The organism is Nostoc flagelliforme FACHB-838 (assembly GCF_014698065.1).
Classification (GTDB): Bacteria; Cyanobacteriota; Cyanobacteriia; order Cyanobacteriales; family Nostocaceae; genus Nostoc; species Nostoc flagelliforme_B.
This window is the reverse complement of the sequence record NZ_JACJSI010000055.1, coordinates 9,562-25,398: the sequence shown is the minus strand read 5'-3', so window position 1 is coordinate 25,398 and position 15,837 is coordinate 9,562. Positions and strand designations below refer to the sequence as shown.

Below are 15,837 nucleotides of genomic sequence, written 5' to 3'. Positions count from 1 at the left end.
TTCTTGGTCAAGTGATAAACCGATATTGCGTTTGAATTCGCTATCGCTTGCATAAGACAACGAGAAGCCACTTTGACCAATAACAAAATCAAGCCCTTTAGCGATTGGTAGAGTTGGTAACCAAACATTTCGTAGTTGTTTGATTAACCCTTGTAGGGTTTGTGGAGTGGTTTGGTTAGCAGTGGTGGGTGAAATATAACCCTTTATCGAATCTCCAAGAGAGAGATAAGTGCTAATACCTAAAATACTATCAATGGTGGCATTAGTACCTGGCAGTGATTTAGACAACAAGCTTTCGGAAATGAGTGTGCCATCTTCTTTGTATTTAGGTACTAAGCTACCTTTCAGGTCGATTAACTTATCGGCACCGCTAATCAGAGCATCCTTAATACTCTGAGTTAGTATCATATCTAAGTTCGAGGCATTGAAGCGCGAAATATTGCTGGCGCTAACAAAGTTAACTGCTACAGTTTGGTTGCCAATTTGAATCTTTTCATCGACAACTTTACCTGTACGGTTAACTTCTATACCTAAATCGCCAGTAAATTGTAAATCAGATCCTAGTGCCAAGTTAGCTTTACCACTTCCCTGGAGGGCATAAAGTCCGCCACCGTACATGACCAGTCCCAAAGTACCATCACTCAAACTACCCGACAGTCCATCCGCAAGATTGACAGTCGCAGACAAGTTTTTACCAGCCGCTAGCATTACCCCATCGGATTCGCGGATGTTGAAGGTAAGATCGCCACTGAGGGTGGCGAGGTCGGCAATACTGAGGTTCAAGGCTGTACCGCTAACTTGGTTGACTCCTGTAGCGATCGTCACACCACCCAAGGTCACGTTAGCATCAGTCTTGTTCATCTGAGCAGAGACATGACCGCCAAGGCTCAAACCGTTAATGCCAAATAAAGCCACATCCCCAGACATTGAGTAGGCAAGGGCACTTTGACCTTGAGGCGACTTTTTAATTTGTACTGTGCTGTTGACATTACTCAGTTCTAAACCGACATTATCAGTTTTATCTGGGGTGCTAGCACCGATGCCAACAAAGGCAGAGGCGTTGGCACTAGCCAACTCAATGACTTGAGTGCCATCTCTAGAGCTAACGTTAAAACTGAAGTTACCAGTGAGGCTTGCATAATCGGAAATCGACAGATTCAGTTCATTTAATTGGAGGCTAAAATTATTGCGATCGCCTTTTGCACTTGCTGTCCCAGAGAACTTAAACAGATCAATGCCGACTAAGGCTACCTGTGCATTGTCGATGGTGTAGTTGTAAGTATCGTCCGTGTTGACAGTCAAGCTGAAGTTGGCATTGCTCAGGTTCACGCCGATGTCGTCTTCTCTGTTATTAAGAGTATCTGCACCGATGCCAACGAAAGTAGAGACATCTGCGGCAGTGATCTCAATTGTTCGACGACCATCGGAGAGAGGATCACCTAATGTCAGAGCAACGCTACCTTCAGCCTCTAAGACACCTGCGACTTTCAAGTGAGCAGTGCCTTCAACGCGGGTCAGAGTAGCTTCTTGTTCACTGAAAGCGATCGCTACAGTCTCGCTATCTGCTAGGGTGATGGTTTGATTCACAGCCCCACCCATGCGGTTGATTCGCGCCTTCATCGTGCCTTCTAGGGTCAGTTCGGGGACTCCCTCAAGACTGGCTGTACCGCTAGCTTCTAGGGCGTATTTTGCGGGAGTGGAGTTAGTTTCCGTCTCCAGTACCATAACCAAGCTGCCATTGCTTAGCTCAACACCGAGTTGATCAGCAGTCTTGTAGCCTGAACCAATGAATGCTGTGACATCCTTTGCACCAATTAGCAATTTGCCAGTTGTCTGCTCAATGCCAAAGTTCCCTGAGAGAGCAATGGTATTAGCAATATTCAGGTTAGCAGTTCCTGCCACACGGGTGAGGTTGGCGGCATCCAGTGCAAGGTTAATTTCACCACCTGGCGTAGTAATTTTTTCATCTACAACCTTACCTGTACGGTTGACTTGTAACTCCAAAGTACCTTCGATGGTGATATCCTTAACACCGACTAATGCTCCTGCACCTTCCCCAACGAGAGCATAGGTCATCTTGCTTTGTTCTGTTAGGGGTTGGCTGTAGTCGATGGTCTTGTAGAGGGCTAGACCAAGGTTGATATCGGTAATTTTGACACCTGTTTCTGCATCAGTATCGTAATCTGTTCCTATGAACGCGTAGCCCTTGGTAATACCCGCCAACAGCTTAGTAGTTTGCAACTGCTGCTCGTCGTAGGTGACTTGTACATCGTGGAAGCTGACTTTGCGACCAGCGTCAACGGTTGTGGTTGCGGCGGGCAGGTCATTGGTGGAGGTAGCGTTGCCGGCACTTAGGTTGACTGTGACACCGAGATCGTTGCTGAGGCGTTGAGCCAGAGCGATCGCAGCAGTGCGGCGTTCTTCAGCAATATCATTATTGGCGGCAAAGTTAAAACCATCGAGGCCAATGAAGCTATGGCTACCTGTGACAGAGGGTGAGGTGAGATTTACAGCAGCACCATTCTTGGTTAGGGACAGTTGCAGAGAACCACCATTAATCCCTACAACGTAGTAGATCCCGTTATTTTCCAGACCACCGATCGCCTGTCCACCGCTGACTCGATATTGCACCCGTTCATTCAGTTGGAAATCTACCGGTTTGGGCAGAATAATCCGCTCGTTGTCTAGATCAACGGTGATGGTGTTTTGGGGCACAAAGTTAAAATCGGCCTGCACCAGGCGGTGATCGCCACGTCCATCACTGGTGAGGTTAATCGCAGTTCCGTTTTCAGTCAAGCTAAGTTGAACCGAGGTATCGCTGATCCGTTTGACATAGTAGAACTTTCCAGATTGTAGACCACCGATCGCCACTTCACCTGAATTAATTTCGTAGCGAACGCGAGTATTGTTATCGAGTTGATGAGCATTGGCAAACAGAATTTGGTCATTCTGCACATCAACGTGAATGGTATTCTGTGTAGAGAAAACTGTTGCAACTTTCGTGAATCGCTGGATACCTTGACCATCACTGGTTAAATCAATCATCGAACCGCCGACACTAGCAGAGAGTTGGATGGCTGTATCATTGACCCACTGAACGTAGTAGTTCTGATTGGCGGTCAGTCCACCGATGGCAGTTTGTGCAGTATCCACTTCATAATGGATGTGATCGCCTACCTTCAAACCATGATTGGCTGAGAACAAAATCTTATTCTCAACCAGGTCTACCTGAATCTTGTTCTCAGCATTGAAGGTGGCGGGTACAAGGGCCAAACGGTGTTCACCTTGACCGTCACTAGTCAAGTTGACAACTGTACCTGCATCATTGGTCAGTTGCAGTTCTGTATTACTGACCCGCTTCACAGTGTAAATGCTGTTGGTATCTAAACCACCAATTGCAGTATCACCTGGATTAATTTCATAACGTACCTTTGCACCATCACTCAAGCCATGACCATAGTCAATGATGATTGTGTCGTTTTGCACATCTACTACCATTGCACCGCCGCCACCAAAGTGTAGAGTTGGCATAAAGCGGAAGCCAGTCTTACTTAAAACCGGAGATACATCAACAAAGTTCTTTGCCTTCAAATCTGCTAGCGTTTCAGCAAATTGCAGGCGGACTTTGCCAGTTAATTTAGACTTGTTGACGTTAACGAAGTAGGTCTTATCTTCTGTAGGTTGATAAACCTGGGGATTTTCGGAATAAACATCTGTGTCTAAACCGAGGATAGGCGTTTTAGCACCACTGTCTGGTTTAAGTTGCAGAACAACCGCCTGTCCAATTTGCAGCCTGGGGTCGTATTCCAATTCGATGGTAGTGCTGTTAACCGCCTTGATCTCTTTAGAATAGTGCCAGAGGAAGCGATCGCCAGCCTGTTGCGTCTTGGAGTCATAACGCTCAACCAGTGTCATGGTTTGAATTCCGCTGCCAGTGCTGGTAAAGTCGATTGCATTCTGGGCTAATGCTTCCGCACGGCTACTAGCTAACTGAATCGTCATGTCATCGACTTTGATAACATAGAAGGTATGAATTACTGTATTAGTAATTAGCTCATCAAAAGTTCCGCCAATCGCAGATCCATCTTGCGGCTCGTAGTATTGAATCTTGTCACCTGTATTTAGGAAGTGCTTATTAGAGAACTTAATTGTCTCATTCACCACGTCAACACTACCGTAACCGTTTTGAGTTGGGAAACTGACAATCGGAATTAGGGCATGATCTCCTGCACTGTCATCAAGCAGGTCAATGATTTCACCATTTCTCTTAAGTTGGATCGTCTTGTCATCAATGACATGGACAAAGTACTCATCTCCATTTGCCAAGCCACCAACTGGGAAATTGCCCTTAGCTTCGTAGCGGACGATTTGTCCTTCTTGCAGCCCGTGATCTGTCGAGAAGATGATGTATTCGTTGTCAGTATCGATGTGCAGTTGATTATTAGCATCAAAGTTATTAACTGGCGTGAGCGAGTGAGCGCCAACGCTATCGCTGGTCAGGTTGATTGTCGCCCCATCTTTGGTTGTACTCAGTTGCAGGCTATTCGGCGTAACTGTTCGCACATAATAAGACTCGCCATCTACCAAACCACCAATCACAGAATTGCCTTGGGCGCTGTAGCGTACCTGTACACCGTTGGTCAAGCCATGATTAGTTGGGAAGAATATTCGCTCATTGACAGTATCAACCCGTAGGGTATTCTGCGTATCCATTGGTGTAACTGAACGCAGAGCATGGTTGCCAGTACTGGCAAAGGTGAGGTTGATCACCGCATTTGTGCTTCTGTCGAGTAAGCGGACGGTGGTAGCATCAATCACCTCCACTTTGTATAACGCATTGGTAGCCAGACCACCGATCGCTAGATTTTGTTCAGCATCATACTGAACCAAACTACCATCCTTGAGACCGTGAGGAGTGTTAAACAACAGGCGTTCTTGGGTGACATCCACTGTAATCGAGTTAGTTGCAGCAAATTCCACTACTGCTTGTAATTGCTGAACGCCGCTACCAGCAGTAGTCAGGTTAATTGCAGAACCATTTTGAGTAGTCGAGAGTTGAATTGTGCGGTCATCGACGTAAAGGACATAGTATTCCTGTCCATCTTGCAAACCACCGATCGGTGTATTACCATTGCCGACTCGGTAGACGACTTTTTGATCCTTGAGCTTTTGCGGATTATCGAAGATTAAGCGATCGCCTACCACATCTACATGATCTTCGTTAAACGCCCAACCATCCACCGTTGCAGAGATGGCTTTGACTGTAGCGTTTTTCCCATCTAAACGGGCTGTTTCTGCCGCCAGTTGACTCCGCAATTGTTGATAGAGAGATTCACTAATCAGGGTTTGATTCTTCTGAAGCTTCAATTCATCTAACACTGGATTGGAAGATTGTCCCAGCGCGCCCGGTGTCTGCAATGTGAACAGTTCCATTGAAAACTCACCACCAAAGGCTACAGCGTTGGCGGCCTTGGCGTGAACAGTGCCCTCAACCCGCTGCTGGTTCTCCTGCCCTTCCCCAAAGATGATCTCAACAGACTTACCGCCCCCCACGTCGACGATTTCGTTCACCGTCTTGCCAGTGCGGTTGTAGCGTACAGCCAAAGTGCCTTCCAGCGTCAGATCATCTACACCAATCAAGCTAGCTGCACCACTGGCATTCAGAGCAAAGCTACTGGTGGATCTACCTGCTATTTGATTAATTTCAGAATAAGTAACCAATCCTAGATTACCACCGCTCAACTCAATACCCGCGCCACCAGCCCCCACAAAGGCCCTGGCATCTGCAATTCCCAAATTCAGTTTAGTAGTAGTGACATCACCAACAGTGCTGCTGGTCTTGGTAATTCCCAAATTACCAGCAGCCTGGATAATTCCGCCAATATTTAAGGAGGCGGAACCAGTGACGGTTTGGACAAAAGTGCCATCCGCAAACTTCACAGCGATCGCCCCACCAGGTGTAAGGATACTGGTATCGACTGCTCGACCTATACGGTTGATGGCGACATTCAGGTTGCCACTGAGGGCGAGATCCTGAATGCCCGTGAGTTCTGCCTCACCACTGCCCATTAAGGCATATCCGGTGGTGTTTGTTACCCCATCAGATTGACGATCAATCAGCAATCCTAACTTGCCATTGCTGAGTTGTACACCCATCGCGTTAGCTGTACCGTAGCCAGCACCCACAAAGGCGTTCATATTGGCTATGCCTAACAGCAGGCGAGTATTTGTGACACCGCCACTGCTAGAATCTGTCTTCTCGACGGCGATATCACCATTGAGGGTAACGAAGCCTCCCACATCTAAGTTGGCAGTACCGTAAAGGCGGGTGACGTTATCCCCAGATGTAAACTTCACCTGGATGTCGTCTCCGGACATAGCGATCGCTTCATCAACTACACGACCGGAACGGTTCACTTCCACTGCCACTGTGCCGTTGAGAGTAACATCTTTGATCCCAACAAGGGCGGCTGTACCAGAAGCTTGTAAAGCGTAGCCCTTAGTATCCGTGTAAACTACTAGACCAAGTGCCGTATCCCTTACCTCAATTCCAGTATTATCTGCCCCGACAAAGGCATTAACTTTCCTTGCCCCCACCTTGAGAATATTGTCATTCTTCTCAACACCAAATTCACCAGAGAGTTTGGCAAATCCAGCTACATCCATTTCTAGGGAACCGATTGCCCGTGTGATGTTACCGGATTCAGCAGAGTAGGCGATCGCTATATTACCGTCCGATGTCACTATAGTTTCATTTACTGCTCTACCTGTACGGTTGACTTCCAAACTGGCAGTTCCCGTCAAGGTTAGCCCATTCACGCCCACCATTGTCGCTGTTCCAGAAGCGGACAGAGCATAAGCCTTAGTATCTGAGTAGACTACCAACCCAAATTCTGCATTGCTGACTTCCAGACCCGTATCATTACTGCCCACAAAGGCCTTGACTTTCGTTGCACCTACTCGCAAAGTGTTACCATTCTTCTGGAAGCCGAAGTTACCGGAGAGTTTGGCAAATCCAGCCACATTCATGTCTAGATTACCAACTGCTCGTGTAACATTTCCTTCATTGGCATCAAAAACGATCGCCACTGCACCGCCTGCGGTAGCAACAGATTCGCTTACAACTCCACCTGTACGGTTTACTTCCAAAGTGGCGCTGCCGTTGAGAGTCAAGCCGTTGACACCGATGATCCCCGCACTACCGGAGGCGGCAAGGGCATATTTGCCATCAGAGTACATCACTAGTCCGACGTTGGCATTCTTAACTTCCAGCCCAGTGTCATTTGCTCCCAAGAAAGCATTAACATTCGTTGCACCAATGCGGAGGGTGTCATTATTCTTTTCAATGCCAAAATCGCCTGCAAGTTTGGTAAATCCAGCAAAGTTAAGTTCCAGGCTACCAATCGCCCGCGTCAGGTTTCCTTGATTCGTGGCATAAACAATATTGACATTACCGCCTGGCGTGGCGATGACTTCATTAACTGCACCGCCCGTGCGGTTGACTTCTATTGTGGCAGTTCCGGTTAAGGTGACATCGTTGACACCTACTAAAGCAGCCGTACCGGAGGCTGCAAGTGCATAGGTTTTATTCCCGGTGTAGACCAGCAAACCGAGGTTGGCATCACTAACTTGTAACCCCGTATCACCCGCACCCAGGAAGGCGTTGACATGAGTTGCACCAACACGTAGTTTACCTGCATTATTTTTTACACTAAACTCACCGGAGAGTTGGGCGAATCCGACTACATTTAGTTCTAAGTTACCAAAAGCTCGCGTGACGTTTCCGGCTGTGGAATCAAAAGCGATCGCCACATCCCCACCCGGCGTTGCAATCACTTCATTGACTGCGCCGCCTGTGCGGTTAACTTCGATTGTGGCGGTTCCATCCAAAGTCAAACCATCAATGCCCACCATCCCAGCAGTACCGGAGGCGGTGAGGGCATAGGTCTTGCTGGTAGTATCGGCAATCAGTCCCAGATTGGCATTTTTAACTTCTAGCCCTGTTCCAGTTGCGCCGATAAAGGCGTTAAGATTCGTAGCCCCAATTCGCAGTTGATTTGCCTTTTTCTCAAAGCTAAAGTCACCGGAAAGTTCGGCAAATCCAGCCACACCCATTTCCAGCGTGCCAATTGCCCGCATCAACGTGCCTTCGTCGCTGGTGTAGGCGATCGCTACTGTCTTGCCCGGCGTGACAATCTTTTCGCTAATTGCTCTGCCAGTACGGTTGACTTCTAAGGTGGCAGTACCATCTAAGGTCAGCCCGTCAATCCCCACCATCTCTGCACTACCGGAGGCTTGCAGCGCGTAGGTAGAAGCTGCGCCATTGGTATAGACAGCAAGTCCTAATTCTGCATTGTTGACTTGCAGCCCTGCGCCATTTGCACCAACAAAGGCTTTGACCTTGGTTGCGCCTACCAAGAGCGTATCGGCAGTTCTTTGAATGCCAAAGTCACCGGAAAGCGTGGCATATCCGGCAATCTCTGCATCGAGATGCCCGACAACTCGCATGATATTACCTTCTGAGGCATCGTAAGCGATCGCAACTGTCCCGCCCGGTGTGGCAATTGTTTCATTAACGGCTTTACCTGTGCGGTTAATTTCCATAGTGGCGCTACCGCTCAGGGTTAGCCCATCCACGCCAACCAATTTCGCACTACCTCTGGCTTCTAGGGCGTAACCAGAGATACTTTTGCCCGTGTAAACCACCAGCGCCAGCTCTCCATCCTTGACTTGCAGACCCGCGCTATTTGCCCCAACAAAGGCGTTAACGTTGGTTGCACCAATGCGGAGGGACTCGGCAGTGTTCTCAATTCCAAAGCTGCCAGAAAGGGCGGCGAAACCGTCAATTTCCAGGTTCAGGGTGCCGATAGCTTTGGGAGTCAACTTACCTTCGTCTGCACCGAGGTTAATAGTGACTTTGCTTTCAGGGGTGTCAATGGTTTCGTTGATGATCGCACCTGTGCGGTTAGCTGCGATCGCCACTGTGCCGCTAAGGGTAACTCCCTTCACACCCAATAGTTCAGCACTACCAGAGGCTTGCAGGGCATAGGTGGCAGGATCTGTACCCTGGCGCTGCATCACCACACCCAATGTGCCACCGCTCAATGTCACGCCAATGGGATTGTTGCTGTCATAACCTGCACCCATAAAGGCTGTGACATTGGTGGCTCCTAGCAGGAGTTTTGTAGTTGTTATCTGCTCAACGGTGGTGCTAGTTTGTTCGATACCAAAGGAACCAGAAACAGCTAGTGCGCCTGCCACATTCAGAGTAGCCATTCCTGTAATCCGGGTAATATCAGCCGGATTATCTAGCGTTAGTTGAATTTCTCCACCGGGAGTAGTAATACTTTCATCAACGAGCGCTTGAGTACGGTTAACTTGAACCGCCAGCCGACCGTCTAGAGTCAAATCTGCAATGCCAACAACTTCACCCTGACCATCGCCTACCAAAGCATAGGTGATCTTGCCTTGCTCTATTAGGGGTTTGGTGTAGTCGATAGTCTTGTAGAGAGCCAGACCAAGGTTGACATCAGAGATTTTGATCCCCATTTCCTCCGGTGTATCGTAACCCGTGCCCATGAAAGCGTAGCCATTGGTGATACCTGCCAGAATTTTAGTGCTTTCTAATTGCTGTTTATCATAAGTAACAGCTATCTCGCGGAAATTGACTTGACGACCAGCGGTAATTTCGGTAGTAGTTGCCGTCAGGTTATTGTTAGAAGTGGCATTTCCAGCCTTTAGTGTCACCTGTATGCCTAAATCATGGCTAAGGCGTTCTTCTAAAGCCACAGAAGCATCTCGGCGTTTTTGAGCAACGTCATTATTGGTGAGGAATTCGACTCCCGCACGGATAAAGCTATGGCTACCAACGCCCCCTGCTGCGGTGAGGTCAATTGCTGTGCCACCTGGGTTAGTAGCTAATTTCAGGGCTGTGCCTGTGTTGGTAATGATGTAATAGGTTTGCCCATCCACCAGACCACCGATCGCTTGTGTGCCACCAGTCCGATATTGCACCGCCTCCCCTACTTTCAGATTTATTCGGGTAGGTAAGAGAATTTCGTTTTTCTCGACATCAACTTGAATCTGGTTCTCGGGTGTAAAGGAGAGGGGTGTCCCTAATTGCTCAGTCATCGTCGGGAGAGAAACCGCCCCAAAACTCCAAGTGGGCATCAAGCGGAATCCTGAGCCAGATTTACCACCTAAATAAACAGGCTTTTCAATTGTGATAAAGTTCCCGTTCGCTAAATCCTCTGCTGTCTTGGCAAATTGTAGACTGCCATTAGCCCCCATTTTGACATAATAAATGTTGTCATAAGCTGCATCATAAACTTTTGGTTGCGTAGAGTAGGCAACAGCCTCCAAACCAGCGATTGGTGTCTTCGGATAAGCCGCACTAGGGTCAAGTTGTAAGGTTACGGTTTGTCCGGTAGTTAAACCGTGGTCGTAGTTCAGCTTAATGGTTGTGCTATTGATAAATTGAATGTTAGAGGAAGTTTGGAAGGTGAGGTGGTCGCGATCGCCTCCAACTCCCTCAATTAATGTGACGACGTTTAGTCCACTTCCTACACTGGTTAGGTCAATGACATTCCCCGTAGAAGTACTGGCAAGCTTAATTTCAGTGTCGCTAACCTTAAGTACGTTGTAAGTATAAACATCTGGTTTCGTTAACAGAGAATCGAGAGTACCACCAACTGCTTGTCCCCGATAAGGACGGTAGTATTGAATTTTATCGCCAGTTTCCAGGTTGTGTGGATTAGCAAAAACGATAATGTCGTTGACGATGTTGATTCCACCGTTGCTGCTGTCAGCGCTGGAAACTTTGACAACTGATCGTAATGTGTGTTGTCCTGTACTATCGGAGGTCAAATTTACTACTTGGCTACCGATTTGCTGCCGCAAACGCACTGCCGTTGGACTTACCACCTCCACTGTGTAATTCTTACCATTTTCCAAACCACCAATGGGCGGATTATTACCAGCATCGTAATGTACCGTACTGATGTTGGTAAAACCGTGGGGAGCGCTAAAGTAAATTAGGTCTTGCTGGAGGTCAACGCGGATGGTATTTGTAGCTGCAAACTCATAAACTTCCCGCAACTGTTGCAATCCACTTCCTGTACTAGTAATGTCAATAGCACTACCGCCAGAAGTGGCTGCTAACTGAATTGTCTGATTATCGACGGCAATGATGTAATATTCGTCTCCATCCACCAAGCCACCGATCGCAGCATTGCCGCCACCAGCATTGTAGACCACCTTTTGACCTGTAACAAAGCCATGCGGGTGATCCATCCGCAAGCGATCGCCTGCGATATCTACGTAGTCTTCATTAAACGCAAACCCATCAACGGTTGCACTGATCGATTCAACAATGGAGTTTTCCGCCTCTAGGCGAGCTTTTTCTGTGGCTAAGGTCGAGCGTAGTTGTTGATATAGTGATTCACTGATGGCTGTTTGCCGTTCTGCCAGTGTTAAATTCTGATTATTGAGGGTAGATGTAACATTTTGTGCGCCTATGGTTTGTTCTTTGAACAACTCCATTGAGAACTCACCACCGAAGGCGACATGACCTGCAATCTCGGCATTAACAGTGCCTTCTACCCGTCGTTGATTTTCCTGCCCTTGACCAAAGACAATATCTAGGGTGTTACCACCACTCAATGCTATAGTTTCGTTGACGGTCTGCCCTGTATGGTTAATGCGAAGAGCCAAACTGCCTTCCAGTGTTAAGTCTTTTGTCCCTAGCAAAGCGGCTTCTCCACGGGCAACTAAGGCATAACTGCTGCGATCGTTGGCGAAAATCACCAATCCTAAATCACCGTTGCTCAACTGGATACCAGAGGCTTGATCTGTACCACCACCTGCACCCACAAAGGCTTCAACACCTATGGCAGCAATGCGTAGGGGATCTATGCCATTCTTCGAGGGGTCAAAGGCCAAACCATCCCCCTGAATGTAGCCGACATCATCTACGCCAATTTTAAAGGAGCCGGTGGCGACAGTGGCGCTGGTCTGATCGCCAGTAATGTTGACCTGATTCACAGTCAGGGTCAGTCTATCAACCCCAAGCAGTGAGGCGTTGGCATTGGCAATGCTATAGTTGTACGTCTTGTCAGTGTTGAGGGTGACATCAAGGTTAGCATTAGTGACAGATAGTCCAATATCATCTGTTACCGTAACTGTGTTTGCTCCATAACCTACTAGCGCAGAAGCATTGCTCGTGTTGAAGGTGAAAGGTTGACCATTTTCAGCATTGAAGGCCAGAGCATCGCCTTTTACTCGCACGACATTACCCAGTGCTAATTCATAACTGCCTGTGCTGACTGAGAGGTTATCTTTGTCACCCGTGGCACTAATTGATTCGGTAGCCAGGGTCAGTCCATTGATACCATTAAGGGCAACATCTGCGTTGCCTAACTTGTAGGAATAGGTTTTATCAGCATTCAATACTAAGTCAAGGTCAGCATTGTTAATTGCCAGTCCAATATCATCACTAGTATCAGAAGTTGCCGCACCGTAACCCGCAAACGCCGAAATATTTTCACCGTTGAATGTGATGTTTTTGCCGCTACCAGTCTTTTCAACGTTAAACTCCAAAGATGCGCCACTGAGACTGAGCAGATTACCTAAACCCAGTTTGGCGTTAGTTAAACTAACTAGGGTATTATTTCCATCACCAATGGCGTTGACAGCATCCGCAGAGAGTGTTAATCCATCAATGCCACGTACTGCAACTGAGGCATTTTCGAGACTGTAGAGGTAAGTATTATCACCATTTAATCGTAGGTCAAAATCAGCATTAGCGATCGCTAGTCCAATATCATCGCTGGTAGTTGTAGTTTCTGCACCGTAACCCACAAAAGCCGAGAGGTGTTTACCTTTGAAAGTGACGGTTCTATTAGCACCACTGCCTTCAACTATAAACTCTAGAGATGCAGCACTCAGGTTCATCAGGTTGCCTAAGCCGAATACAGCGTTGTTGAAGCTGAGGTTAAAGCTAGTGCCAGTATGGTCGCCACTGACGTTCACTACATCTGCCGAGAGGCTCAATTCAGGTATGCCATTAACCGCAACAGCCGTATTTGTTAGCTTGTAACTGTAGGTATTATCGGCATTGAATTGTAAGTTAAGGTCAGCGTTGCTAATAGCTAAACCTATATCATCGCTGGTGGTTGCGGTTTCTGCTCCAAAGCCTGTAAAGGCTGCTAAGTCTTTACCAATAAAGAAAACAGTTTTGTCAGTTCCGTTATCTGCCACCTGAAACTCTAAGGAAGCACCACTGAGACTGATGAAATTATCTAAGCTCAAGGTAGCATTACTCAAGTTGAGGCTGATATTGCTTTGATCACCACTAGGGTTAATCGCATTTGCCAAGAGTGTTATGCCATCAATGCCAACCAGTGCTGCATTTGCGTTAGTCAGCTTGTAACTGTAGGTCTTGTCTAGTTTAATACCGAGATCCAGGTTAGCATTAGTGATGGAGATACCCAAATCATCAGCAGTAGTTTCAGTGTCAGTACCGTAGCCAATGAGGGCAGAAATATTGGTAGTGTTAAGAGCGATCGCTTTTCCATCTGGTGTTTTTTGAGCCTTGAATGAGAGTGCATCACCAGTAACCCAGGCAATACTTCCCAGTCCCAACTCAAAACCACCCGTGCTAACAGCAGAGTTATTTACATCACCTGTGATATTTACCTGTTGTGCAGAGAGAGTTAATCCATCGATACCAGTGATATTAATATTGGCGTTGGTAATACTGTAATCATAGGTTTTATTAGCGTTGATATTGATGGTGATATCTGCATTAGCAACACTCAATCCGACATCATCGGTAATATCAACTGTATTTGCACCGTAGCCAATGAGTGCAGCAATACTGTCAGCAATGAAACTTACCGTTTTACCATTGGCGGTTTGTTGAGTGGTAAATAATAATGATTCACCACTAATGCGAGTTAGATCGCCTAAACTTAGTTCAAAAACTCCGGTGGTAAAATTAATGCTATTTTGATTACCAACAGCGGTCACGTTCTGGGACAAAAGAGTTAACCCATCAATGCCACGAGTGACTACACTATTAGAACTCAGACTATAGTCATAGGTTTTGTCAGAATTCAAGGTTAAGGAGAAGCCGACATCACTAACTGCGACTCCAACATCATCAGCAGTATCATTTGTGGCAGCACCATAACCAATAAAGCCATTTACATTTTCACCTGCAAGTGTCAAGCTTAGTCCCTTAGCGCCTTGTTTAGCACTAAACTCTAGTGTTGTACCACTCAGACTGGCAACATCATCTACCTTTAAAGCATAGTTATTTAGCGTTACTGTGGTGTTAGAAGCGTTACCTGTTGCAGTGACACCATCCGCAGAGAAGGAAAGTGTTGAACTTCCGGTTAGGGATACAAGTCCACTGCTGACTTCATAAGTATAGCCTTGACCAGAAATAGCAGAGAGATTGAAAGTTCCATTAGAAATAGTTAGTCCCGTGTTGTCATTGGTATCAAGTGTGTTTGCACCGTGACCAATGAAAGCTGATGTATTAGTTGCAGCGAAGTTTAACTGTTCGTTCTGTGCATTATAAACAAGAGTGCTGCCACTCAAGCGAGTAATATTGCCAACGCCAAGTTGGAAGTTGGTCAGGTTAACTTTTGTACCGTCTTGAGTACCAGTAGCTGTAATATTATCCGCAGATAAGGTCAGTTCAGCAAAGTTATTTAGTGCAGCTTCCCCTGATAAAGAATATGTGTAGGTAAAATCTGCGTTGAGACTTAAATTTAATGTGGCATTCGTAAAGTTGAAACCCTTGTCATCACTGCTATCTGCTGTGCTAAGTCCTGTACCAATAGACGAACTGAGATTAGTTCCAGTTAACTTCAGTAAGTTAGAGCTGTTGGAAGCAATTGTAACTGTGCCATTGAGTACGGAATTGCTATCTAGTTTTAGTTGAATTGAACCTAAATCAGGGAGTGTATTGGAACGCCAAGCATTGTAGAGTTCCTGAATTGTTGTAAGTGTAAACAGCACCTGGTGATAGTCACTTGTTAAGGTGGTAGCTTCAATAGAACCAGTCGTATATTCTAGCTCCCAATCCCCACCAAGATGCGATGCTCCAGTCAAATCATCTGAAGCAGCAACATCGGCTCCTGTTAACCGACTTAATTGAGTGACAAACTTTTTCCCATCATTCCCAGCAGCAACATCACATCCGTAGACTAAAATATCAGCCGTATCAGTCAGAGCATCTCCCCATCCCCGAATTTGCTTGGCGTACTGCTTTAAATTCTTGCTATTTAACGATGTTGTACCAAGTTGTAGCTTTGCTTCATCACCATGAGAAACGATATGAATAGTACCAATATTCTGCCGTTCTCTTAATATCTGACTAATCTGCTCTACCCCATCCTGGTTGTCATTAAGATAAACCACCTCTGCCAAAGGATTTACCCTTGACAAAATTTGCTGAGAGTTCTCTACTCCTGCATCAATAAAAACAAGTTCACGGGCTGGTGTGTGTGTAGTTCTCCCCGAATTTGTCAGGACATCTCCAATCTGGAGTTGACCAACAATTAGTCCATTGATGTTCTGAGAAAAGATTTCGGTACTAAAATTATCTGAGTGAAAATTCGTATTTTTTAACAGAGGAGCAGATATTCCCTTAACCCAATTTGTTGGCTCCAGTCTCGATAAATTCAAAGCTTCGGGGAATTCTAGAGAAATGATTCCACCAGGAATACGAGAGGTGGTAGATGTTTCAAAGGGATCTTGAAATGCCAGAGGATTAGGCAGAATTGGGTGGTTCTGGTTTTCAAAGATAGAATGCTCGTTATTATTCAT

At 46.6% G+C, this 15,837-nt stretch carries 1 protein-coding gene (only partly in view); it reads right to left on the bottom strand.

Going from position 1 to position 15,837, the window contains the following annotated elements; translation table 11 throughout:
- Window positions 1-15,837, bottom strand: the 5' portion of a protein-coding gene (locus H6G97_RS23030; RefSeq protein WP_190942966.1) for a DUF4347 domain-containing protein. The gene continues 19,494 nt to the left of window position 1, outside the view; only the first 15,837 of its 35,331 coding nucleotides appear in the window; the start codon lies at window positions 15,835-15,837; its stop codon lies off the left edge, out of view.